We start from the raw sequence: 25,983 nt of genomic DNA on the forward strand, positions 1-25,983 counted from the left end.
TTTTATTTTCCACTAAAAAGTTGTTTTAAGCGAGAGAAAAATCCTGCTTTTTTCGTTTCAATCGACATTAATGGGATAGACTCTCCAAGAATACGTCGAGCAATGTTACGATAACCTTGTGAAGCACGGTTATTTGGCAACATAGCTACTGGATCCCCACTATTAGAAGAACGAATAACTTCATCATCATCAATGATAATACCAAGCAATTCAATCGATAAATGGGTAGTAATTTCATCAATATCCATGACATCACCATTCATCATCATTTGCGTGCGAATTCGATTAATAATTAATTTTGGTGGCTCAATATCTTCTTTTTCAAGTAAACCAATAATTCTATCCGCATCGCGAACTGCTGATATTTCAGGGGTTGTAACCACAATCGCTTTGTCTGCCCCAGCAACCGCATTTTTATATCCAGTTTCAATTCCTGCAGGACAATCAATTAAGATAAAATCATAATCTGGACGCAATTGGTTAATTAACTCTACCATTTGTTCGCCCGAAACGGCATTTTTATCCGTTGTTTGCGCAGCAGGAAGTAAGAAAAGTAAATCATCAAAACGTTTATCTTTGATCATCGCTTGATGGATTTTACAACGCCCTTCTACTACATCCACTAAATCATAAATAATTCGATTCTCCAGACCTAAAACAACGTCTAAATTGCGAAGGCCGATATCCATATCAATCAAGCACACTTTCTTACCTTGAAGAGCAAGTGCTGTCCCTAAGTTAGCAGTTGAAGTAGTTTTCCCTACTCCACCTTTCCCAGAAGTAATGACTATAGCTTCTCCCATGTTTAACGCCCTCCTTGAAAATTAGAAATTTCGGGTCTAATTTTTCTTATCTTATGTATTCCATCAATTACTATCTCACCTGCATCATTAACAAATGCAGAAAACAAATCTGTTTCAGTAACCTCTTTATAATCCTCACTATCAAAACCATACACCTTACCAGCTATCCTAACTTGTGATGGATAAAGAAATTTCCCTGCTACAACAGCATTTTCATTTCCTTCAAAGCCAGCATGAATAATGCCTTTAATATTCCCCAGAACGAACACATTCCCATTTGAACGGATTTGTCCCCCAGGATTCACATCACCAATTAGCAAGAAATCTCCTGGAACTTGAACAACTTGTCCAGAACGAATAATCGTTGCCATAGAAAAAATCTGATCGTTTTCTTTCCATTTTTTTGCTTCCTCTTTAGACATCACATTACTATAAAATGCACTAATCTTCATTTGACTATTTTTATGAATAATAGTGGATATTTCGCGCTCTTCTTCCTCTGAAAATAGACGGTTACCAATTTGAACTTGCACCTCTAATTTTTCGCCAGAGTATGGGTTTTGTTTCTGATCTGCTAGCAATTGAGTTAATTCTTGTTGCAACTCAAGTATACTCGCTTTATCACTAAGAAAAATACTAATGCCGTCTTTTGTGCCTTTAATTTGAACATTCTTCTTCATATACGATTTCACCCCGCAACATTTATACTCTAGCCTTTAGTATACACTAACTCAAATTAAATGATAATAAAAAAATACTTTTTTTGAAAAAAACAGCTTGAAATCGCAAACTGTGGAGATTCTCCACAGTCATACTTTTTCAAGTAATAGCGAATTCAAACTGATAAAATTACGATAGTTATTCTGATTTAACCAAACGATCGAGAAACAATCGGAATGGGAAAAAGACAACTAAAAAGAATGCCAAATTAAACAAAATGGTTGTCCATAAACGTTGATCAATAAAAACAGGAATCGTCATCGTTGTCGTACCAATCAAATAATAAAACGCATATACTAAACTTTCTGTAAGAATAATATTAAATATCGCGATTAATCCAACAAGCAGTACGTTATTTTGTAACACTTTCATAAATTTATCTGTGATATAGACAGTAAAAGGAAAGATTGCAAAATAAATCCCCATCACGCCTGTATAATAAATATCAAACACTAAACCTAAAATAAAAGCATAGACTAAAGTCGTATTTCGTCTATAAAAACAAGTCATAATCGTCAACATAATTAGTAAAAAATGCGGAATAAAAAGATGCTTATCATTAAAAAGACCATTCGCAAACTGAAGGCTAAAAACTCCTTCTAGAATAAAGGTTCCAACCATGATTGCAGGAAGCGCAATGTTTTTCTTAACATTCATGATTATTGTCCTCCAGTCGCGTCTGAACTAGTTGCATCATCATCCGTAGCTCCTGCTTCCGCTGAACGCTTGAGTACAGTTACATGGTTTAGATCATACATGTCAGCACCCGGCTTAATAAACGCGGTTTGAGATAATCCCATTTTATCAGTTTCAACTTTTTCAATTGTACCAATAAAGATTCCTGCTGGGAATTTCCCACCGAGTCCAGAAGTAACAACTTTCTGTCCTTTTTTAAATTTCATGTCATACGGTAATTGTTTTAATTCGAGCAACTTGCTATCACTGTCGTACCCATTGATAATTCCGAATGCGTTTTCCTCCCCCTGCACTTTAGCAGAAACACGATTTTTAACATCCGATGAAGTTAATAATTCAACCGTAGCCGATTTAGCACCTGTTGTTGTTACTTTGCCAATAAGACCACTTGGTGTAGTAACTGCCATATCAGGTTTCACTCCATCACTTGAACCTTTGTCAATTTCTATTTGGTCATTCCAATTAGTAGGATTTCTAGAAATAACAGAAGCATTAAGCGGATCATAATCACGTATACTATCAGTGATATCAAGGCTTTCTTTTAAATCTTTATTTTCTTTTTTTAAGTCTGCAACTTCACTTTCAAGTTGTGCCAATTCTTCTAAACGTTCTTTCAGATGTTGGTTTTCAGTGTAAGTATTTTTTAAATCAACCACTCCACCGACTGCACCTGAGATAAATGAAGTAGGCTTAGCTACTAAATTTTCGCCAAATCCAACAACATCTTTCACAAATTGTTCCGGCCACGAAGCATTCTCACGATCACGTAAAGAAAAACCAACTAACGCGACAAGAACAATAATAGATATTAACAAGATAATCAAACGTTTATTGAGAAAAAATTGCGGCATAACGACACCTCATCTCGTTAGTACTCTTTTTCCATTTTTTTGAAGCTAATTCATCTTGTTATATGACATAAATGAGTGTGTCCATTTAGTTCATTTTTTTACGTTTATACATATCCATATTTTCTAAAGCTTTTCCTGTTCCAATTGCAACACAATCAAGTGGCTCATCTGCAATAATAACTGGCATTTTAGTTTCTTCAGAAATAACCGTATCTAAATTACGTAAAAGAGCTCCTCCACCTGTAAGTACAATACCCTTATCCATAATATCAGCTGATAATTCAGGTGGTGTATTTTCAAGAGTTCCTTTTACAGCATCAATAATCGCAGCTACTGTATCAGCAAGTGCTTCACTAATTTCTTCTGGTGTAATTTCAATTGTTTTAGGAAGACCAGTTACTAAATCACGTCCACGAATACTGAATGGAGATAAATCCAAACCATTTGGACTAGCTGAACCAATTTCCATTTTGATTGCTTCTGCAGTACGATCACCAATTAATAGGTTATATTTTTTACGGATATAATTAATAATAACTTCATCTAAATCATCACCAGCAGTTCTTACAGAGCGGCTAGTTACAATCCCACCAAGTGAAATGACTGCAACTTCCGTAGTTCCCCCGCCAATATCTACAACCATGCTACCTGTTGGTTCACCCACGGGAAGACCAGCACCAATAGCTGCAGCAAATGGTTCTTCAATTGTAAACGCATCTTTAGCTCCTGCTTGACGAGTTGCATCGATAACAGCACGTTTTTCAACCCCTGTGATTCCAGAAGGTACACATATCATCACGCGTGGTTTACTTGCATTAACGCTCTTACCAGCTTTTTGTATGTAATACTTCATCATCGCTGCTGTTGTATCATAATCAGCAATAACGCCATCTTTCATTGGACGAATTGCAACAATATTTCCTGGCGTTCTACCAATCATATTTTTAGCATCGCTACCAACTGCAACTATTTCTTGTGTGTCTTTTTTCATTGCTACAACGGAAGGTTCACGAAGGACAATACCTTTTCCCTTCATATAGACAAGTGTGTTCGCTGTCCCTAAATCAATTCCAATATCTTTATTACCAAATCCAAACATCTGTATTCTCCTTTTCCTTCGTAATATTCTACAGGATACATTAAGTTTCCTTATTCGTCCATTAAATTAATGTTACCTTATCCCTTTGTGTCAATGTTTCTATTTAGACACATAAACAACCATCTTATTATAACATAAGTAAGACTACTAGACATTAATTTTTCATGAGAAGGAAAAAATTTTAACTTTTCTTTAAAAACTATTTTTAAGTGTTGTTAAATTTATTAAGAATATACTTTTGAAAAGATAAATTTCATTTAAAAAATTCCATTAAGCAAAGAAAAATTGGAATAGTAAACATGCCAATCATTATTGAAAAAACAATAATACTATCTTTATAAACTTTCCATCTACTTAACATGATAAACCACCTTCACTTTTTTGTTGATAATCACTTTAGCACAAGGCAGCGAAAAATGTCTGTAGATATTTTGTGAACAGTATTTTGGATTTAAAAATAACCTTTTTCTTTTAAACTAATATACTTATTTTTGCCAATGATTATATGATCCAATAAGGTTATGCCGACAATATTACCAGCTTCAGCTAATCTCTTAGTTACAAGTAAGTCTTCACTAGACGGAGCTGGGTCCCCAGATGGATGATTATGGAAGCACATTATGGATGCAGCTGATTTTCTGAGTGCTAATCTAAAAACTTCTCTAGGATGGACAATAGAAGCATTCAGTCCACCAACAAAAATCGTTTGTCGATATATGACTTGGTTTTTTGTATTTAAAAATAGGCAATGAAAATGTTCTTGAAAAAGAAAAGCTAACTCAGGCATTACAAGCTTCACTGCATCTTCCGGACACCTAACAACCACTTCTTCTTGTTCTGTTACTATACTTATACGTTTCCCTAGCTCAATCGCTGCCATTATTTTAGATGCTTTTGCTATTCCAATTCCATTAATTAATTGAAATTCTTCTATTGAAGCATATTGCATTTCAGCCACATTTTTGAATTTCATAATAATTCTATTTGCAATTGTCAAAACAGATTCATTTTTAGTTCCTGTTTCGATAATTAAAGCGACTAATTCTGAAGAGGAAAGTGACTCTATCCCATAATTTAGTAATTTTTCGCGAGGTTTTTCATTTTCTGATATTTCATTTGTTAACATAAAATCAGCTCCTATTTCATCAAAATACTAATCAACAGGAAGGAAGCATAAATATATGGCACAAATGGAACTTGCTTATTTTTCTTCACTTTTTTGAATAGTAATGCAGTGAATAATATAACTGTCCCCAAAATAATTGCTAGAAAAAAGATATAATATCCTGTTTTAAAACCTAAAAAGCTACTTAAAATAATAAGTATTTTAATATCTCCAAGACCAATCCCTTTTCGAAAGATAATAAAGAAAAGGAAGTAGAAAAAACAACTGAGTATGCTTGAATAAATAAAATCTAGCATAGGCTGATTATATAGGATGGCTACAATAATTAGCGAACAAGAAAATGCAATTAATATAGAGTTAGGGACATGTAAATAAAGAATATCTGTAATAAAGAAAAAAGCTAAAAAATAATAAATAATACAGTACACTGAAAATGAATAAGAAAAAGAATATTGACTGTATAAAAAGACTATATAAATTGGTGTCACTATTTCCATAAAAAAATAGATTGTCGGAATCCGTTTTCCACAACATTGAGACTTTCCGCCCAAAAATAAAAAGGAATAAATGGGAATAATATGATAGAAAGCTAGTGTCTTTTGACAATAATTACACTCTGAGAAGCGGAATAAAAATGTTTTTTTTATTGGAAAGCATTCTCCTGCAACATGAATAAAAGACATAAAGATTGCACTATAAATTATCAATAAAAAGTAAATCATCTGTCACCTCCTAGTTGTAAAACTAGAATAGCAGAGTTAAATTATTTTTGCATATAGCTAAAATTGCTTTTTCACCCTCTAGACATAGTAAAAAACCTATTTTCCATCTAAGAAGAAAATAGGTTTTTTGTATATTTTAGCCTCTGAAAATCCTTTTTTAGCTATTTGTTCTTTTTTATTTCTCCAAGTATACTCGTTATATTCAAAAGATTAACGTATAGAGGTCAACAAATAGTTCCGAACTTCTGAAATAAAATAAAGCGATCCTGTAACAAAAATTTTAGTATCGGATTCACCTTTAGAAAGGTTGTTTAACGCTTGTTTCCAATCCGGATTCACTAAAATCCCTTCCTTTTTCCCAATTTGCAGTACTTCTTCAGTCGTCATAGCTCTTGGGTAGTTAAAGGTAGTTAGTATTATTTCCGAATTGGGAATAGCCCTTAATGTAGCTAACATTTCTTGGTAGTTTTTATCTGCTAAAATACTCACTACTATTTTTTTAGGTTCTGGATATGTTTCAATGGAACGAGCGAATGTATTGATACCTTCTGGATTATGGGCCCCGTCTAACATAATAAATGGATTCGATATAACTTTTTCCATTCGTCCTGGCCAAAATGCTTTTTCCAATCCTTTTCTAATTGCTGCCAAATCAATTGTAAAGCTAGAAAATGTATTTAAGTATTGCAATACTTTAATAGCTATCGCAGCGTTATTCAATTGATGAATACCAAGGAGTCCAATGGAAAGATTATTTATCTCTTCTCCATAAATAGTTTTATAGGTATTGACCCCATTTTTATTAATCATAGAAAAAGAATCATATAATTGAGCAATATTGGATTTGTTGTTAGCCGCTATTTCAGCTATTACTTCTTGCGTTTCTTTTTGAATAGCTCCTGAAATAACTGGGACACCTGGTTTTATTATACCAGCTTTTTCACTAGCAATTTGCTCCATAGTATCACCAAGAAATTCCATGTGATCCATCCCAATCGAGGTAATAACAGAAATAAGTGGCACTAGAATATTCGTAGAGTCTAGTCTTCCCCCTAGACCCACTTCAACAATACCAATATCTATGGAAACATATTCTGCAAAACATAGGAACATCATTGCTGTAATAATTTCAAATTCTGAGGGTGGGCCATAAACGGTTTCTTCTAACTCTTCTGCAATAGGTTTGATACGATTCGCTAATGAAACAATCAGCTCATCACTAATTGGCTCACCGTTTACACTAATTCGTTCATTAAAAACCTCAATATAAGGAGAGGTGAAGGTTCCTGTTCTATAACCAGCTTCCTCCAAAGCATTTCTAATAAAAGTAAGTGTAGATCCTTTTCCGTTTGTGCCCGCAATGTGCACCCATTTATTCGTCTTTTCTGGATGATTTAGCTTTTCCATCATATATTCCATACGAGCTAATCCAGGTTTTATTCCTAGGCGAAGCGTTCCGTGAATCCAATCTAAAGCTTCTTCATATGAATTCAATGTCATTATTTAAACCACCTTAAAACTGACCCTACCACTTGGTTCCATGATAAAGTCAGTTCACTTTTTTATACTTCTTTTAATGTTTCAATTCTTTCAAGTACAGAGGCTTTTTTATCTAGATAATCTTTTTCTTTTAAGCGTTCTTCTGCCACTACATTCTCAGGAGCTTTACTAATGAATCGCTCATTATTCAGTTTCCCTTGTACTCTAGCTACTTCTTTGTTCCATTTTTCTAGTTCTTTTTCAAGCCTAGCAATCTCTATGTCTAAATCAATTAATGCTTCTAACGGGATGAAAATCTCTGCCCCAGATACTACAGCTGTCATCGCCGTTTTAGATGCTTCAACATCAAAGGAAATTGTCACCTGTTCTGGGTTACAAAAACGTTCAATATAAGAAATATTTTGTTCTAAAATTTCTTTGTAGTTATCATCCTTTGGTTTTATTTCAAGAATAATCGGTTTGCTAAGAGGTGTGTTTACTTCTGATCGAATGTTCCGAACTGCACGAATCACTTCAACTAGCGTAGCCATTGCGGTGGAAGCTTTAGTATCAATCTGATTTTCATTAACTTCTGGCCACTCAGAAATTGTGATGGACTCCCCTTCGTGCGGTAGGTTTTGCCAAATTTCTTCTGTCACAAAAGGCATAAATGGATGAAGCAATCGCATCGTCGCATTTAAAGTATATGCAAGTACAGATCTAGTTGTCTGTTTTGCCACTTCATCTTCTCCATATAAAGGGATTTTCGCTATTTCGATATACCAATCACAGAAATCATCCCAAATAAAGTTGTATAATGTTCTTCCCACTTCACCAAATTCATATTTTTCACCCAAGGAGGTAACTGCTTGAATTGTTTCATTAAGTCTAGTCAATATCCACTTGTCACTAACCTCGGTCACTTTAGTCAAATCAATTTCACTATGTTTCATCCCATCTAAGTTCATTAATACAAAACGAGATGCATTCCAAATTTTATTAATAAAATTCCAAGTAGACTCTACTTTTTCATAGCTAAACTTCAAATCTTGACCCGGTGATGAACCAGTTGCAAGTGTATAACGCAGAGAATCAGCACCGTATTTGTTAATAACTTCTATTGGATCCACACCATTGCCGAGTGATTTAGACATTTTTCGTCCTTCGGAATCACGCACTAAGCCATGAATCAAAGTATCTTTAAAAGGTCTTTTCCCAGTAAATTCTACAGATTGGAAAATCATTCTGGATACCCAGAAGAAGATAATATCATAACCTGTAACTAAAGTATTCGTTGGGAAAAAATGTTTGAAGTCTGGATTCCCCATATCAGGCCATCCCATTGTTGAAAATGGCCATAAAGCGGAACTAAACCAAGTGTCTAATACATCTTCATCTTGCTCCCATTCAGAAAGGTTTTCAGGCTCCTTTTCACCAACATAAATTTCACCAGTTTCTTTATGATACCAAGCTGGGATTCTGTGTCCCCACCATAATTGACGTGAAATACACCAATCATGAATGTTATCCATCCATGTTTCATATGTTTTTTCAAATCTAGCTGGCACAAAATTCACTTTGTCTTCTGTTTTTTGTAGTGCTAATGCTTCCGCAGCAAGAGGTTCCATTTTTACAAACCATTGAAGAGAAAGATATGGTTCTACTACGGCTCCTGTTCTCTCTGAATGCCCTACAGAATGCAAATGCGGCTCTTGTTTGATAAATAGACCTAAATCTTTGAAGTCTTGAATAATTTCTTTTCTAGCTACAAAGCGATCCAATCCATCATATTTTCCAGCATTTTCATTCATTGTGCCATCTTCATGCATGACAATAATTCTTGGTAAGTCATGACGATTCCCTACTTCAAAATCGTTCGGATCGTGTGCAGGTGTAATTTTTACTGCACCAGAGCCAAATTCTCTTTCAACATAGTCATCAGCTACAATTGGGATTTCTCTATTTAAAATAGGTAACATGATTGTTTTACCGATTAAGTGCTGATATCTTTCGTCTTTAGGATGAACCGCTACAGCAGTATCACCGGGTATTGTTTCAGGGCGAGTTGTAGCTACTTCTAAGTAACCAGAACCGTCAGTAAGCGGATATTTCAAATGATAGAAACTACCTTCAATATCTTTGTGGATTACTTCAATATCCGATAAAGCTGTTTTCGCTTCTGGATCCCAATTGATTATATATTGGCCTCGGTAAATAAGGCCCTTATTGTATAATGTTACGAATACTTTTTTGACAGCATCAGATAAACCGTCATCAAGAGTAAAGCGTTCTCTTGAATAATCTAAGCCAAGACCTAGCTTCTCCCATTGTTCGCGAATAAACTCAGCGTATTCTTCTTTCCATTCCCAAGTCTTATCCACAAATTTTTCGCGTCCTAAGTCATAACGAGAAATGTTGTCTTCTTTTAATTTTGCTTCTACTTTAGCTTGAGTTGCAATTCCAGCGTGGTCCATACCCGGTAAATACAAAGTATCAAATCCTTGCATCCGTTTCATCCGAGTAATAATGTCTTGTAAAGTAGTATCCCATGCATGTCCTAAGTGAAGTTTCCCTGTTACGTTTGGCGGCGGAATAACGATACTGTAAGGTTCTTTATCTGTATTTCCTTCTGCTTTGAAAAACTCTTTTTCTAGCCACCATTTATATTTACCAGCTTCTACGTTACTCGGCTCGTATTTTGTAGGCATATTTATTTCATTGTGTTCAGTTGTCATCATGATTCCTCCTTTTTTAAGCAAAATAAAAAACTCTTCTCATCCTTGTAAAAGGACGAAAAGAGTATTATTCGCGGTACCACCTTTTTACCTACAGAAAAAAAGTGTAGGCACTTCATTGTGTTAACGATAGAGAAAATCTACCGGTTATTCCCTACTTAAAGTTCAGGAATACTGCTCCAAGGCTACCTTCAGACATTATTTTTGAAAGCTTACACCAACCGCTTTCTCTCTTTGAAAAATAAGTGCCTTACTCTTCCTCTTCATTGCATTTAAATCTATATACTAGAAATAATTTTAACAAAAGATTCCCTATTCGTCAATTAGCCACGAAGTATTTTACACGTAGTATCAAAAGCTTCTAATGTTTTATCAATTTCTTTCTCGGTATGCATCGTAGAAATGAAGACACCTTCAAACTGAGAAGGTGGTAAGAAAATCCCTTGCCCTAACATCTCTCGGTAATAGCTTCTGAAAAATTCTAAATCACTCGTTTTGGCTGTATCAAAATTAATTACTTTTTGATCAGTAAAGAAAAAGCCAAACATAGAACCCGCTTTGTTAATCGAAAGAGGTACTTGTCGTCTAGTGGAAATTTCTGTTAGCCCTTCTTCCATTCGCTTAATTAAAGTGCGGAAAACATCATAATGTTGCGGTGTTAATTGGCGCACTGTTTCAAATCCAGCATTCATTGCTAATGGATTTCCGGATAAAGTTCCAGCTTGATAAATAGAACCAGCCGGAGCAATCTGTTCCATAATTTCTTTTTTACCACCATAAGCACCTACTGGTAAACCACCACCAATTACTTTACCTAAACAAGTAAGATCAGGTGTGACCACATAATAGCCTTGAGCAGAATAGTAATCAACTCGAAAACCGGTCATCACTTCATCAAAAATCAGTAAAGATCCGTAATTAGTCGTAAGTTCTCGTAGCCCTTCTAAAAATCCTTCAATCGGAGGAACAACACCCATATTTCCTGCAACAGGTTCCACTATAACAGCAGCTATCTCTTCCCCGTATTTTTCAAAAGCGAGTTTCGCACCATCGATATCGTTATACGGCACCGTGATAGTATCAGCTGCAAGTCCTTTTGTAACTCCTGGGGAATCGGGCAATCCGAGTGTTGCTACTCCTGAACCAGCTTTAATTAATAAGGAATCTCCGTGACCGTGATAACTTCCTTCAAATTTTAAGATTTTGTCTCTCTTTGTATAACCTCGAGCTAAACGAATTGCACTCATCGTTGCTTCCGTTCCAGAAGAAACCATACGAACTATTTCAATAGATGGTACACGTTCAATAACTAATTTTGCTAATTCTGTTTCGATTTCAGTAGGTGTGCCAAAACTAGTCCCCTTCATTGCGGCATTTGTAATAGCCTGCACAACGGAAGGATTTGCATGACCTAAAATTAGCGGTCCCCAAGATAACACGTAATCAATATATTCATTTCCATCTACATCGGCGATATAAGCGCCTTTTCCGTGATCCATAAAAACCGGTGAGGCATCGACGGAGTTAAATGCTCGAACAGGACTATTTACACCACCAGGTAAAACTTTTTTCGCTTCTTTAAATGCTTTTTCAGATTTTGAATAGATTTGCAAATTTCTTCCCTCCTATTTATTTAAGTATTTAGAAACGTCTTTTGCAAAATAGGTAATGATAAGTGTTGCGCCTGCGCGTTTCATGCTAGTTAGCATTTCTAAAACAATTTTTTCTTCCTCTATCCAACCATTTTGTGCAGCGGCTTTTACCATTGCATATTCACCACTAACATTATAAGCGACTACTGGTAAATTCGTATTGTTCTTCACATCGCGCATAATATCTAAATAAGATAAGGAGGGTTTTACAATAAGAAAATCAGCTCCCTCTTGTTCATCAGATATCGCTTCACGAAGAGCTTCTTCACGATTAGCAGGGTCCATTTGATATGATTTTCTATCGCCAAATTGTGGTGCACTTCCAGCAGCATCACGGAAAGGTCCATAAAAAGCAGAAGCATATTTAACGGCATAAGACATAATTGGAATATCATAAAATCCTGCTTCGTCAAGCCCTTCACGTATTACCTGAACAAAACCGTCCATCATATTAGAAGGCGCAATGATATCAGCTCCTGCTTTTGCTTGACTAACAGCTGTTTGTTTTAATAAATCGAGTGATTCGTCATTTAGAATTTCACCATTTTCAATAACACCACAATGTCCATGGTCAGTGAATTCACATAAACAAGTATCGGCTACAACGAGGATTTCAGGAAAGCTTTTTTTAATAAGTCTTGTGGCTTGTTGAATAATACCGTGATTGTGGTACGCCTGTGTTCCAACTGCGTCTTTTTCTGCAGGGATTCCAAATAAAATAACTGCTTTAATACCGAGGCTTTCTACCATGCGCATTTCTTCTTCTAGTTCGTGCAAAGGAAATTGGAAAACGCCTGGCATGGAAACTACTTCTGTCTTTGGTTCTTTGCCATCTTTGACAAAAATCGGATAGATTAAATCATCTGTATGTAAAACTGTTTCTCTCACTAAATCACGAATTGTTTTTGTTTTTCTTAGTCGACGGTGTCTATCAAATTGATTTTTCATTTTAATTCCTCCTGTATTATCAAATCAGCTAAGTGCTTCATGGTGAAGGTTTTTGGTTGATATTTCACTTCCCAGCCATCTGCCAAAATTGCTTCTGTCGTGATACTCCCAATTGATGCGATATGCCATTTTTCTTTTTGTACAGGGAATGATTTCGCGATGGAATAGAAATTTTTCCAAGCTGATGGGCTGGCAAAAATAATTAGGTGTGTTTCATTTGAATTCAATAGTTCAGCTAACTTTGTTTTAGAATTCTCTGGGAAAACTGTTTCATAAAGTTCCACCGGGTGAACAAGATGCCCTTTATCTGTTAGCGTGTCTTTTATAATGCTTCTGCTTAAATTACTTTGTGGTAGTAAGACACTCGTTTTTTCTGGGTTTTCATTCAACCACTCTTTTAAAAACATTTCTGACTGATAGATAGACGGAACAAAACTAGGATTATAACCATATTCCGCTAGTTTCTCTCTTGTTTTTTCACCAATTACAGCTATTTTGTAATGTACTTCTCCAGGTTGATTCATGAAAAAATACTCTACAGCATTTGCACTCGTTAAAAAAAGCCATTCCGTTTCTAGTTGTTCGTGGCTCAAACTGATTTTTTTAGGTCGTGTTTTAATTAGCGGAATGGACACCACTTCAAAACCCTTTTGCGCGAAATAGGTTTGCCAAGATTGATTTTTGCTCGCCTCTCTTGTTAAAACAACTTTTTTATTCATATGTTTCTCAGTTCTTGGATAATAGTATCTGCACCTTTACTTAGCAAATCTTCTGCTACTTTATTTCCAATTTCACTTGGATTTGCACCGACCTGTTCCGATTCAAGAATTATGGATCCGTCTGCGTTACCCACTAATCCTTTAAAATGAACGGCTTCATTCGCTTTTGTAGCAAAACCTGCAATCGGAATTTCACAGCCACCATTTAATTTTTTCAAGAAAACACGCTCTGCTTCGACACAAATCCCTGTTTCTTTGTGATGAATAGACGTAAGCATCTCGCGAATTTGCTGATCACTTTCACGACACTCAATAGCAAGTGCGCCTTGACCGACAGCAGGCAAACATAGTTCAGGTGGAATATCTTCTAGTTTTAATGTCGTATTTTCTAACCAACCCATTCGAGCTAGCCCGGCTTTCGCTAAAATAATTGCATCAAAGTTTTCTGCATGTAATTTTTGAAGGCGGGTATCAATGTTGCCTCGAATCGGCTTAATCACAAAATCAGGGCGATGTTTTAGAAGTTGTGCAGCTCGACGCAAGCTACTCGTACCAATAACTGAACCATGAGGTAGCTCATCTAAGGCATTCCCTTGATTGAAAACAAAGCAATCTAATGGAGATTCTCGTTTTGGAATCGCACCAATAACTAACCCTTCTTTCAAACTTGAAGGGACATCTTTCATACTATGTACCGCAAAATCAATCATATTGTCACTTAAAGCCTGCTCTACTTCAGAAACAAATAGACCTTTTCCGCCTACTTTGCTAAGTGTAACATCTAAAATACGGTCTCCTTTTGTAACAATTTCTTTAATTTCAAAATCAAAATCAGGATAATTTTCCTTAAGCTTGTTAATTACCCAGTTTGACTGCGTTAAAGCTAATTTACTTCGTCTAGAACCAACAATTATTTTCCGTTTCATCCGTTAACTCCTCGTTTCGGCTTGTTCTTTTTCTATTATTGTCACATCTGTTTTAGTTAACCCAAAAATACGTTTAAAATGTTCAATACTTGTAGTTGCATCATCTTCTACGGACATTTCTTTTAACTCTGAGATAGGCTGTTTCAGCATTTGGTTGATGATACTTTTCATATGTTTTCCGATTTGGATATATTCACGTTCTGTTAAGCCTGGAAGTTTATTTTCTAGACTAGTCATGGTAACTTCTTGCATATCAAGTGCCTTTTCACGCAAAGCACGAATAATTGGAACGACACCCAGCTGTTTCTCCCACTCGAAAAAATTATGAACTTCTGACTCAATCGTATCTTCCAGTTCCAGAACGATTTGTTGACGCTCTAATGAGTTTGCACTAACAACTCCTGCCAAATCATCGATATCATACAAGTGGAAATTGGGAATATATGAACAATCATTTTCAACATTTCGGGGTAAACCGATATCAATCACAAGCATTGAACTCGCTTTTTGCTCCATCAATTCTTGCATCGCAGTTTGTTTAATGATTGGTTCTGCCGCGCTTGTAGAAACGAGAACGATATCTGCAAGTAGCAAATGTTCATCCATGTTTTCGTATGCGCCCACTTTTGCTTGAAATTGGTTCGCTAATAACTCTGCATTTGCTTTCGTGCGGTTGATGATTGTTATATCTGTCAAGCCGCTCCCAGCAAGATTTTGCAGAGCAAGTTCACTCATTTCGCCTGCGCCAATCAGAACAATTTTCTTGTTATCTAATGAACCGTATAGTTTTTTTGCAACTTCTACAGCTGCATAACTGACAGAAACAGCATTTTCATTGATTTTTGTATGGTGATGTACTTTTTTTGCGAAAGTAACTACTTCCCGAAAAAGTTTATTTAAAAGTGTACCTGTTGTAGCCGTTTGTTTGGCGATTTCGAATGCGTGTTTTACTTGTCCGAGGATTTGCGTTTCTCCAAGCACAAGCGAATCAAGTCCCGCGGTTACTTTATATAAATGATGGACAGCTGCTGTTTCTTCATGGAAAAACAAATAAGGCTCGATTTTTTCCATATCCATTTGAAACCAATTAGCCATAAAGCGTTTTAAGTAATATCTACCTGTATGTATTTGGTCAACAACCGCAACAATTTCTGTTCGATTGCACGTTGAAATAATAACATTTTCGAGGATACTTTTTTCCTGCTGTAATGTTACTAAGGCCATTTCTTCTTCGGTTTCTTTAAAAACTAATTTTTCGCGGATGTCGATTGGTGCTGTGTGATGATTCAGCCCCATGGTGAGAATAAACATTCGATAATCCTCCTAAAATTAAATTGAACTCTAATACATTCTACCACTTTTCGATGTGTACACCAAATAGTCCGTTTATGTATTTAGACGGAAAAAAGAGCTGGATTTTTCATTCCAACTCCTTCTATTATTCTATTCCCTCTTTGATAAACTGCCATGCTTCGTCTTTTCCCATTTTTGTTTCAGAGGAAAATAAGACAAATTTGTCATCAGGATCAAAATCAAGTGTTTCTCGCACAATTTTAGCATTTTTTTGCCATTTGCTGCGTGGGATTTTGTCTGCTTTCGTTGCTACAACGATGACAGGGATATCGTAATATTTCAGAAATTCATACATCATTCGGTCATCTTCTGTTGGCTTATGGCGTAAATCAACAATTTGGATAACACCACGAAGTTGCTCGCGAGAAGTGATATAGGTTTCAATCATGACGCCCCATTTTTCTCGTTCGGTTTTCGACACTTTGGCGAAACCATAACCGGGTACATCGACAAAGAAAAGCGCTTCTTCAATTTTATAAAAATTTAGTGTTTGTGTTTTTCCTGGTTTTTGTGAAATTCTTGCCATACTTTTGCGGCGAATCATCGTATTAATAAAAGATGATTTTCCAACGTTTGATCGACCTGCAAGTGCATATTCTGGAAGGTCTGTCTCGGGATATTGCTCTGGTCGAACAGCGCTTATTATTAGTTCTACATTATTTACATCCATAATTTTCCATCCTGTTCTATTCATTATCTTTTACTAGTATAACGGAAAAAGAGGAAAAAAGCACCATGAAAAAATACTGTCCCCTTTAAGAGACAGTATTTTCGTGATTAATATTTGCTTACTTCAGCAACAACTTGTGCGATAAACGCATCTAGATCCATTGTTTCAGATTCTTTGGATCCGTAACGACGAACGTTAACCGAACCAGCTTCTACTTCTTGATCTCCTAATACTAAAGCATAAGGAATTTTCTTGGTTTGTGCTTCACGGATTTTATATCCTAATTTTTCATTACGATCATCCACTTCAGCTCGGAGTCCAGCGCGTTGCAATTTATCTTGTACACCTTTTGCATAATCTAAATGTGCATCTGCGTTAACTGGAATAAGTTCCATTTGAATTGGAGCTAACCAAGTTGGGAAAGCACCTTTGTATTCTTCGATTAGATATGCGACAAAACGTTCCATTGTTGATACAACTCCGCGGTGAATGACAACTGGACGATGTTTCTCACCATCTTCGCCAATGTAAGTTAAATCAAAGCGTTCTGGAAGTAAGAAGTCAAGTTGTACAGTGGAAAGTGTTTCTTCTTTTCCTATTGCAGTTTTCACTTGAACATCTAGTTTTGGACCGTAAAATGCAGCTTCGCCTTCTGCTTCATAGTAATCCATTTCCATTTCGTCCATGGCGGATTTAAGCATGTCTTGTGCTTTTTCCCACATAGCATCATCGTCAAAATATTTTTCAGTATTTTTCGGATCGCGATAACTTAGACGGAAAGAGTAATCTGTAATATCAAAGTCTTTATATACTTCTAAAATTAGCTCTACGACACGTTTGAACTCATCTTTGATTTGATCGGGACGAACAAACACGTGTGCATCATTTAAAGTCATTCCACGAACACGTTGAAGACCTGCAAGCGCCCCACTCATTTCATAACGATGCATCATACCAAGCTCCGCGATACGGATTGGTAGTTCACGGTAGCTATGGATATCATTTTTATAAATCATCATATGGTGCGGGCAGTTCATTGGACGTAAAACAAGCTCCTCATTGTCCATTTTCATTGTTGGGAACATACCATCATCGTAATGATCCCAGTGACCGCTTGTTTTATAAAGCTCAACATTAGCCATAATTGGAGTGTAGACATGATTGTAACCAAGGCGTTCTTCTTTATCCACAATATAACGTTCGATGACGCGTCGGATAGTCGCACCTTTTGGTAACCAAAGTGGTAAGCCTTGACCAACTTCAACGCTATTTGTAAATAAATCTAATTCTTTACCTAATTTACGATGGTCGCGCTCTTTCGCTTCTTTTTGCATTTGGATAAATTCTTTTAAGCCATTTTTATCGAAGAAAGCTGTCCCGTAAATACGTTGTAACATTTTGTTATTGCTGTCTCCGCGCCAATATGCACCAGCCACACTAAGTAGTTTGAACACTTGGATTTTGCCAGTGGAAGGAACATGGACTCCACGACAAAGGTCGAAAAATTCACCTTGTGTATAAATTGTCACTGTTTCATCTTCTGGGATTGCTTCGATAAGTTCTAATTTATACTGATCACCAATTGCTTTGAAACGTTTAATTGCTTCTTCACGAGAAACAACTTCGCGCTCAATTGGGATATTTTCACGCACAATTTTTTGCATTTCTTTTTCAATTTCAACGAGAGATTCATCGCTAATAACTGCCTCTGTATCGATATCATAATAGAAACCAGTATCAATCGCTGGGCCAACACCAAATTTCACATCTGGATAAAGGCGTTTCAATGCTTGAGCCATTAAATGAGCTGTACTGTGACGCAAAATGCCAAGCGCATCTTCATGGTCTGGTGTTACGATTTCGATTGCTCCGTCTTCGTGGATTGGTGTTACTAAATCAAGTAACTCCCCGTTTAATTTACCTGCGAGTGCTTTCTTTTTTAGCCCTGGGCTGATAGAAGCAGCAATATCTGCTGTTGAAACGCCTGGCTCAAATTCTTTTACTGCACCGTCTGGAAATGTGATTTTCATACTAATCTCTCCTTTTCTTTTTTTAGTGTGGTTAGGATGGCAAAATAAAAAACCCATCCCTCCTGTTGTCAAGGGACGAGTTTATGCTCGTGGTTCCACCCAAGATTCAGAAATAGCTAAATATAACTACTTCACTCTTGTCGCCTATAACGGAGCGAACCGTCTATTATTACTAGTTAAACACGTTCCTAATAGAAGTTCCAAGGTGGTCCAAATTTAAGTTCCAATAGAAGGTTCCCAGCTAACCCTTCCTCTCTAAAATTTTCCGTTAAATTGGTTGTCCTTTTCATCACTTTGTTTTATATTACTTCAAATTATAAGCCCGATTAAACATATTTGCAAGCACTTTTTAGAAACGGCGATTTTTACCTTCTAAGTTAACCTCTTTTGACAAATAGCGCACGCGTTCCATGATTCGGCGAGCTTTTAGTTTTTCTTCCGTGCCATTTTGGGCAAACATTAGATGATTTTCTAGTTGATCCATGTTGTAATTTGACGAGAAGAAAGTGGGTAATTCCTCTTGCATCCGGAATTGTAAAATCGCACCCAATACTTCATCACGCGTCCAAGCCGTCATTGATTCTGCCCCAATATCATCGAGCATCAATACTTCTGTCTCTTTCGCAAATTGAATTTTTTCCCCAACAGTATTGTCAGAAATAGATTGTTTCACTTCGCGCATGAACTCGGGTAAATAAACAAGCGTCGATGAGATTCCTTTCAAAGCTAGCTCTTTCGCAAGGGCTCCAAGCAAGTAGGATTTTCCTGTTCCAAAGCTACCATGAATAAATAAGCCTTTGACACGCTCGCCACTTTTTGGAGGGTAATTATTTAAGAATTGATACGCTTCCACAAGTGCCAATTGACGCGATTCTTCATCGGTATAAAAGTCCGCTAAATTCGCGTCCACTACTTGTTTAGGCATATAAAGAGAACGAATTCTCCGCTCAACTGCACGGCGTTTATCTTCTTCTATTTTCTCTTTCGTCGGATAATAGGTGACAGTGATGAATTCCCCATTAAGGACAAGTTTTGGCGCATAGCCGGGCATTAAGGTTTCTTCCTGTTCGGTGAATTTTTTGTGTTGTGTCATAAATTCATATAAATTGGACAAGTTTTGATTAACTAATTGCTCGGTAACCTCTTCTTTATGCTCTTTGAAAAAGTCTTGAATTGGTTGATAATGGAGAACTTGTTGTTTTAAACTTTGGTATTCTTTTTCAAAGTCGCGTCCTTCAAAAAGTTGTCCTAATGTTCTTTCGATGTTATCCATCTTCTTCACCTACCTTTTATTTAGTCGTTCTTTAATTTCACGAACTTGTTCTTCGAGTGTTTGTTTTTCTTTATCTGTCATTTTATTTTCCGCTGGAGCAACTTGCTCCTTATCAAACCAATCCGGCAAAATTTCTTTTCGCGTTGATTTTTGATAATTTCGGTTGTAATTATTCGTTTTTGGTGTAGCTGACTCTTCTTGAAGTCGTTTGTATTTTTCGTGCTCTTGCCACGCTAGATCCATTGCTTCTTTTGCTGTTTTTACATTTTTTCGTTTCCAGTGAGCAGCAATCGTCATCATGTAATTTTTAGACAGCTTCCGATCAAGCCGGAGTAACACGTACTCAATCAGCACATTCATCACAGGAACTGGTAAATTTTGCTGGTTCATGACTTCTTCCACAACGCGCAAATCGGTTTCAGCGGGAACTGCCCCGTCTGAAATGTCTACCAAAAGTTGAAATGGCGTGATGCTCTCTAAATATACTTGCAGCGCTTCTTCATCATTTAAAGATTCTTCTGGCTCGTTGGCGACAGGTGTTTCCTGCTTCATTTGCAGTTTTGGCGGGGCTCCATGTTCGATGGTGTAACCTTCCCGAACTATTTTACGTAAATAAACAATATCAATTTCACCATTCGCATCAAGTGCACGATACAAATAACTCGGCATATCTTTTTCAGAAACTTGATAGATCCCATGCAGTTTTAGTATTGTTTGGTGTACTTCTTTTGTTATCTTTTCTCGAGCAATCATTCCAGGAGAAAGCAAACTCAAAAATAAATTGAAGTCAAAACTTGCGTCATCAAATTCAATTTCTTTGGCCGCAACTTTGTCTAGTAACGTTTGACTAGTATCAGTCGTAACTGCACTATTACCACCTTTAAATGGTTCGAAAACATCTTGAAATGAACGAGTGATTTCGCTGTATGTATCGGTGGCAAATGTATCGTCTGCAAAAAAACGACGCAAACGTTGAAACTGCACATTGCCAATTTTGCTATATAAATAAATATTTAATAGTCCGTCCGAAAAAAACTTTTCTGGTGATAACGGTGGCAAGATTTCGTAAATATAAAAACGTTGCTCATTCTCGGTTTTCACATAACTTTTTAGAAGACCTAAGCCTTCTAATTTCAGCCTTGCCTCGAATAACGCTTTCAAACTAATATCAAGCATGTTTAAAAGTTGGACGTGCGAATGTGCTTCTGACCAGAGTCTGTTTTCTTCGACTTCTGTAAACAGTGTTTGGTATAAAGCTAGACATGCCGCCCCCATTAGCGGTTGATATAACATCGTAATAATTTTTCTGTCGGCGCCGGTCAAGATTCCACTTGCTTTCACTTGATAGCTGTCTACCGCTTGAAGCTCCATCCAAAATTCCGTCAATTTACTCACCTATCTTTATTTTTTTCCATTAAATCTTTTAGCTCTTCTACAAACACACTAATATCTTTAAATTGGCGATAAACCGAAGCGAAGCGCACATAGGCAACTTCATCGAGATTCGCTAATTTATTCATCACTTTTTCACCAATTAAGTCAGAAGCAATTTCGCTGTCTCCAATATTACGCAGTTCGCGTTCTACCTCATTGACAATTTCTTCAATTTGTTCTGCGCTAACTGGTCGTTTTTCACATGCTCTTATTAAGCCGCGTCGCACTTTTTCACGAGCGAACTCTTCTCTTGCTCCGTCTTTTTTCACAACTATTAAAGGACTCTCTTCTACCTTTTCAAAAGTAGTAAAACGAAATCCGCATTTTTCACATTCACGCCGTCTTCGGATGGAATTGCCATCATCTGCCGGTCTTGAGTCTACAACACGTGTACCATTATATTGACAAGTAGGACATCTCACAAAAAATCACTCCTATCTCTAGCATTTCTCTATCTGTTTATTTGTATGCCTCATTATACCATGTGAAAGTAAGGGTGGCTATTTGTTCTTTACAAAACGTTCAATAAATGTATAAACTTGTTTTTGCGTCTTTTCAAGGGACTCATTATTATCGATGACAAAATCAGCTTTTCTCGCCTTTTCATCGATTCCCATTTGGCTTTCAATTCTTCTTAATGCATCTTCTTTTGTTAGATTATTTCGCTCCATCAAGCGTTTTAGCTCTGTTTCGGGGGTGGTCCAAACAACAACGATTTGATCTACCAACGATTCTAAATGACTTTCAAACAAAAGCGGAATATCGAAAAAGACAAGTTCCTCGCCTGCTCCAAAAAAACGTTCTCGTGCTTCTAACATGTAGTCTTTCACACGAGGATGCGTAATTTCATTTAACTTTTCACGTTTTTCTTTATCTTTAAAAATAATTTCTCCTAATTTAGCTCGATTTAACGTGCCATCTGCAAGTAAAATTTCTTCCCCAAAATAAGCAACGATTTCCTTTAATCCTTCTGTACCTGGTTCCACTACTTTTCTAGCAGCAATATCTGCATCTACTAACGGAATTCCCACTTGCTGAATCATGTTACTCACTGTTGATTTCCCTGTAGCTACACTTCCTGTTAATCCAATCGTTTTCCCCATGATTTCAGCTCGCTTTCTATTTTTGGCAATTCGGGCAAAAATGTGTCCCGCGTCCATTTAATTTGATTTTTTCAATCGGCGTTCCGCAAACAACACATGGTTCGTCTGTTTTGCCGTATACTTTTAATTTATCTTGATATTGTCCAAGCTTACCTTGCGAATTCACATAGGTTCTGACAGTGGAGCCACCAAGTGCTACAGCTTCAGTCATAATCCTTTTTGTCGCTTCAAAAATGCGTTTGATTTCTTTGTCTGAAAGTGAGTTAGCCGCTCTTTCTGGACGTACTTTTGCTTCAAAGCAAATTTCATCCGCATAAATATTTCCAACCCCAGCTACTAACTTTTGATCAAGTAAAGCTGTTTTGATGGCACGGCTTGTTTTTTTCACGCCAGTCGCAAAATCCGTTAGTGTAAAAGCTGGCGTCAGCGGTTCTGGGCCAAGCTTTTTAATTGACCGCGTCTCACCCTCACCGTATTTATTCGTTACTTCCATCGTGCCGAATTTTCGCACATCTAAAAAGCGCAATTCCGTGTGATCCTCAAAATGAAAAATAATATGTGTATGCTTACTAACCTCTTCCTTTTCATCCATTAACCGAAATTTACCTTCCATTCGTAAATGCGATAAAATCGTACAGTTGGTTAAATCAAAAAGCAAGAATTTCCCGCGGCGCCGTACACCCTCTATTTCTTGCCCGACAAGCATATGCACAAACTCATCGGGTGGTGTTGAGACAATCATTTTTGGGACATGAACAATTACTTGATCTATTTTTTTACCTGGGACTAGTTCTTGTAATGTTGCGCGGACATTTTCTACTTCCGGCATTTCTGGCATTTATAAACTCCCCGTTTCTCTATTTATTTCGCATCGTACCAAGTGTCACCAAAGGCGCTATCTACTTTAAGCGGCACGGAAAGCTCTACAGCATTTTCCATAACATCTGGTACAATTTCTTCTAATTTAGCTATTTCGGCTTCAGGCGCTTCGAAGATTAATTCATCGTGCACTTGAAGTAATAATTTGGCTTCTAATTTTTCAGATACTAAACGCTCGCTCATGAGAATCATCGCTTTTTTGATAATATCAGCAGCACTACCTTGAATTGGCGTGTTCATCGCCGTTCTTTCTGCAAATCCACGAACATTAAAATTACGACTAACAATCTCTGGAATATAACGACGACGATGTAGAATGGTCTCTACATAGCCTTTTTCTTTCGCAAAACGAACGATATCTTGCATATATTCTTTTACGGCTGGATAGCTCACAAAATAACGATCAATAAAGTCTTTTGCTTCTTTACGTGTTATACCAAGGTTTTGCGAAAGCCCATAATCACTAATTCCATATACAATACCAAAGTTTACCGCTTTAGCTTGACGACGCATTAGTGAATCCACTTCGTCTTGCTCCACATGAAACACGTCCATTGCTGTTTTTGTATGGATATCATAATCGTGTTTAAATGCATAAATTAAATTTTCATCTTCTGAAATATGTGCTAAAACCCTCAGCTCTACTTGAGAGTAATCGGCTGAAAACATTTTCCAACCTGGTTTACTCGGTACGAAAACTTGTCTGATTTTCCGTCCTTCTTCTAAACGAATAGGGATATTTTGCAAGTTCGGATCAACTGAACTTAAGCGTCCTGTTTGCGTTAATGTTTGGTTGAAACGCGTGTGCACTTTATGTGTTTCTTTATCTGTCACTTTAAGCAGCCCCTCGATATAAGTGGACTGAATTTTACCAAGTTGACGGTATAATAAAATTTCATCAATAATCGCGTGTTTACCAGATAAACTTTCCAGTACATCCGCGGCTGTTGAATAACCTGTTTTTGTTTTCTTGACTGCTGGGAGACCAAGCTTTTCAAATAAGATCACACCTAGTTGTTTCGGTGAATTTATATTGAATTCTTCGCCGGCTAGAGAATGGATCGACTCTTCCAATGTTTTTAGTCTACCCGCTAGCTCCACTTTCATATTCTCCAGACGTTCTATATCTACACTAACCCCCTGCATTTCCATTTCTGCTAATACAAAAGTTAGTGGCAACTCTAAATCTTCCATCAAGGCTAATTGTTCATTTTCCTCTAAATCAGCAACCAGTCTTTTCTCTAAGTCAGCAATGGCCACCGCTTTTCTCGCTAAGTGTGTTGCCACAATACTTTCTTCTGGCGTGCTACGTTTGGCCCCTTTTCCGTAGACTGCTTCATCCGTTTCGACTTCTGTATAATCATGTCTTACTGCAACACTTGTAAAGTCGTCAATCGAGTCAGATGGATTTAACAAGTAAGATGCTAACATGATATCAAATGTGATACCAGAAATTGCCAAACCAATGCGGTTCATTGCAACCATAGTTTTCTTCGCATCATATACTACTTTTGTTTGTTCACTTTCTACCCATTCACGGAACGCCTCGCTATTTTCAGCAGTTTCTTTTGTAAAGAAATACGTCCCTTGGCTAGAATGTACTGTTAATCCAATGAAATTAGCTGTATGATAATTATCATTTTCTAACTCCACATAAAGCGCAGTTTTCCCACCAAAATGTTTTTCTTTTAATTCTGTTACGATTTCAAAAGATAGTTCTTTTAATTCTTTTGCTTCTTCCGGTGTATCTCCCTCAATATTCTTCAAAAGTGTTGTAAAATTCATTTCTTTTAATAAAGGGATAACTTTTTCTGTTTGATAACCATCATATTTCGTGCTTTCGACTGTGCATTCAATCGGTGAATCCACATTGATTGTAGCTAGTTCTTTGCTTAGAATGGCTAATTCTTTATTTTCCAATACTTTTTCTTTTAGTTTTTTACCGGAAATTTCTTCGGCATGTTCTAACACACTTTCCACCGTTCCACCAAATTCATGTAACAGTTTTAAGGCAGTTTTTTCACCAACCCCTGGAATACCAGGAATATTGTCGGAGGAATCACCCATTAAACCTTTCATGTCAATGATTTGTTCAGGTGTTAGATTGTATTTTTCTTTTAGTGTTTCTGGTGTATTGGTTTCCATATCAGCTATACCTTTTTTAGTAATATAAACCGTTGTTTTTCCAGAAGCTAATTGTGTTAAATCGCGGTCTCCGGTAATAATAGCAACTTCCATGCCATCTGCTTCCGCTTTTTTCGTCAATGTTCCGATAATATCGTCTGCCTCGTAATTGGCAAGTTCATATTGCGGGATATCATACGCCGTTAAAAGTTCTCGGATGAATGGAAATTGTTCAGATAACTCACTTGGTGTTTTTTGGCGTCCGCCTTTATAACCTTTAAATGTGGTATGTCTAAAAGTTGTTTTTCCAGCATCAAATGCAACGAGCACATGGCTAGGTTTTTCTTTTTCGAGTACATTCATCAACATCATTGCAAAACCATATACCGCATTTGTATAAACACCTTTGTCATTATTTAAAAGTGGTAATGCATAAAAAGCACGATTCGCAATACTATTTCCATCAATTAATACTAATTTATTCACAGGGATATCCTCCTCGATATTGTCATTCACTTGTGTCTATTTTACCATAGGAATACAAAAACAAACCACTTATCCGAATGGGATTAAATGGTTTGTTTTAAAAGCGTATATTTATGTTTGAAAATAAAATTACAAACTAGTTTTAGAAACCAAAA

Annotated in this window: 22 protein-coding genes and 2 other annotated features; all 22 genes read right to left on the reverse strand. The window is 36.6% G+C overall.

Features of this window, described 5'->3' with window-relative positions:
* Positions 1–2 precede the first annotated feature (2 nt).
* Positions 3–803 carry a septum site-determining protein MinD gene (minD, locus tag HRK21_RS13420; RefSeq protein WP_069888760.1) on the reverse strand — a complete coding sequence of 267 codons (801 nt, stop codon included), beginning with the start codon at positions 801–803 and terminating at the stop codon, positions 3–5.
* A 2-nt stretch (positions 804–805) separates the two neighbouring features.
* The gene (gene minC, locus HRK21_RS13425; RefSeq protein ID WP_069888759.1) at positions 806–1,483 is read right to left on the reverse strand and encodes a septum site-determining protein MinC; all 678 of its coding nucleotides are present in this window, start codon (positions 1,481–1,483) and stop codon (positions 806–808) included.
* 178 nt (positions 1,484–1,661) lie between these two features.
* Positions 1,662–2,180 (reverse strand): rod shape-determining protein MreD, encoded by a 519-nt coding sequence (gene mreD / locus HRK21_RS13430; protein ID WP_003739015.1) that lies wholly within the window; start codon positions 2,178–2,180, stop codon positions 1,662–1,664.
* 2 nt (positions 2,181–2,182) lie between these two features.
* Entirely contained in the window at positions 2,183–3,070 is an 888-nt protein-coding gene (mreC, locus tag HRK21_RS13435; protein WP_069888758.1) for a rod shape-determining protein MreC, read from the reverse strand.
* A gap of 85 nt (positions 3,071–3,155) precedes the next feature.
* Positions 3,156–4,169: a rod shape-determining protein gene (locus tag HRK21_RS13440; RefSeq protein WP_003727393.1), complete on the reverse strand. Its 1,014-nt coding sequence runs from the start codon at positions 4,167–4,169 to the stop codon at positions 3,156–3,158.
* A 451-nt stretch (positions 4,170–4,620) separates the two neighbouring features.
* A complete protein-coding gene (gene radC / locus HRK21_RS13445; protein ID WP_069888757.1) occupies positions 4,621–5,295 on the reverse strand; it encodes a RadC family protein in 675 nt (224 codons plus the stop codon).
* An 11-nt stretch (positions 5,296–5,306) separates the two neighbouring features.
* The gene (locus HRK21_RS13450; RefSeq protein ID WP_003739018.1) at positions 5,307–6,017 is read right to left on the reverse strand and encodes a prepilin peptidase; all 711 of its coding nucleotides are present in this window, start codon (positions 6,015–6,017) and stop codon (positions 5,307–5,309) included.
* A gap of 210 nt (positions 6,018–6,227) precedes the next feature.
* Complete coding sequence (locus tag HRK21_RS13455; RefSeq protein ID WP_069888755.1) at positions 6,228–7,517, reverse strand: bifunctional folylpolyglutamate synthase/dihydrofolate synthase; 1,290 nt, start codon at positions 7,515–7,517, stop codon at positions 6,228–6,230.
* A 62-nt stretch (positions 7,518–7,579) separates the two neighbouring features.
* Positions 7,580–10,231, reverse strand: a complete 2,652-nt coding sequence (locus HRK21_RS13460) for a valine--tRNA ligase (protein ID WP_069888754.1) — start codon at positions 10,229–10,231, stop codon at positions 7,580–7,582.
* Between the two features lie 48 nt (positions 10,232–10,279).
* Positions 10,280–10,507: a binding site (T-box leader), on the reverse strand.
* A 47-nt stretch (positions 10,508–10,554) separates the two neighbouring features.
* Complete coding sequence (hemL, locus tag HRK21_RS13465; RefSeq protein ID WP_069888753.1) at positions 10,555–11,844, reverse strand: glutamate-1-semialdehyde 2,1-aminomutase; 1,290 nt, start codon at positions 11,842–11,844, stop codon at positions 10,555–10,557.
* A gap of 12 nt (positions 11,845–11,856) precedes the next feature.
* A complete protein-coding gene (hemB, locus tag HRK21_RS13470) occupies positions 11,857–12,831 on the reverse strand; it encodes a porphobilinogen synthase (RefSeq protein WP_070006709.1) in 975 nt (324 codons plus the stop codon).
* Positions 12,828–13,550 carry a uroporphyrinogen-III synthase gene (locus HRK21_RS13475; RefSeq protein WP_003739023.1) on the reverse strand — a complete coding sequence of 241 codons (723 nt, stop codon included), beginning with the start codon at positions 13,548–13,550 and terminating at the stop codon, positions 12,828–12,830. Before HRK21_RS13475 ends, hemB begins: the two co-directional genes overlap by 4 nt.
* Complete coding sequence (gene hemC / locus HRK21_RS13480) at positions 13,547–14,476, reverse strand: hydroxymethylbilane synthase (RefSeq protein WP_070006710.1); 930 nt, start codon at positions 14,474–14,476, stop codon at positions 13,547–13,549. Before hemC ends, HRK21_RS13475 begins: the two co-directional genes overlap by 4 nt.
* A gap of 3 nt (positions 14,477–14,479) precedes the next feature.
* Complete coding sequence (gene hemA / locus HRK21_RS13485; protein WP_069888750.1) at positions 14,480–15,787, reverse strand: glutamyl-tRNA reductase; 1,308 nt, start codon at positions 15,785–15,787, stop codon at positions 14,480–14,482.
* Positions 15,788–15,914: 127 nt separating this feature from the next.
* Positions 15,915–16,499: a ribosome biogenesis GTP-binding protein YihA/YsxC gene (gene yihA / locus HRK21_RS13490; RefSeq protein WP_003739026.1), complete on the reverse strand. Its 585-nt coding sequence runs from the start codon at positions 16,497–16,499 to the stop codon at positions 15,915–15,917.
* A gap of 107 nt (positions 16,500–16,606) precedes the next feature.
* Positions 16,607–18,529 carry a threonine--tRNA ligase gene (thrS, locus tag HRK21_RS13495; RefSeq protein WP_003739027.1) on the reverse strand — a complete coding sequence of 641 codons (1,923 nt, stop codon included), beginning with the start codon at positions 18,527–18,529 and terminating at the stop codon, positions 16,607–16,609.
* Positions 18,530–18,597: 68 nt separating this feature from the next.
* Positions 18,598–18,828 (reverse strand) — a binding site (T-box leader).
* A 50-nt stretch (positions 18,829–18,878) separates the two neighbouring features.
* Entirely contained in the window at positions 18,879–19,802 is a 924-nt protein-coding gene (dnaI, locus tag HRK21_RS13500) for a primosomal protein DnaI (protein WP_003739028.1), read from the reverse strand.
* Positions 19,803–19,811: 9 nt separating this feature from the next.
* Entirely contained in the window at positions 19,812–21,188 is a 1,377-nt protein-coding gene (locus tag HRK21_RS13505; protein WP_070006711.1) for a replication initiation and membrane attachment family protein, read from the reverse strand.
* Between the two features lie 5 nt (positions 21,189–21,193).
* Complete coding sequence (nrdR, locus tag HRK21_RS13510; protein ID WP_003723246.1) at positions 21,194–21,658, reverse strand: transcriptional regulator NrdR; 465 nt, start codon at positions 21,656–21,658, stop codon at positions 21,194–21,196.
* 78 nt (positions 21,659–21,736) lie between these two features.
* Positions 21,737–22,339, reverse strand: a complete 603-nt coding sequence (gene coaE / locus HRK21_RS13515) for a dephospho-CoA kinase (protein ID WP_070006712.1) — start codon at positions 22,337–22,339, stop codon at positions 21,737–21,739.
* Positions 22,340–22,355: 16 nt separating this feature from the next.
* Positions 22,356–23,177 carry a DNA-formamidopyrimidine glycosylase gene (gene mutM, locus HRK21_RS13520; RefSeq protein ID WP_069888747.1) on the reverse strand — a complete coding sequence of 274 codons (822 nt, stop codon included), beginning with the start codon at positions 23,175–23,177 and terminating at the stop codon, positions 22,356–22,358.
* 23 nt (positions 23,178–23,200) lie between these two features.
* Positions 23,201–25,828: a DNA polymerase I gene (polA, locus tag HRK21_RS13525; RefSeq protein WP_069888746.1), complete on the reverse strand. Its 2,628-nt coding sequence runs from the start codon at positions 25,826–25,828 to the stop codon at positions 23,201–23,203.
* Between the last annotated feature and the right edge of the window lie 155 nt (positions 25,829–25,983).

Origin of the sequence: Listeria monocytogenes (genome assembly GCF_013282665.1) — a bacterium.
In the GTDB taxonomy this organism is placed as follows: Bacteria; Bacillota; Bacilli; order Lactobacillales; family Listeriaceae; genus Listeria; species Listeria monocytogenes_C.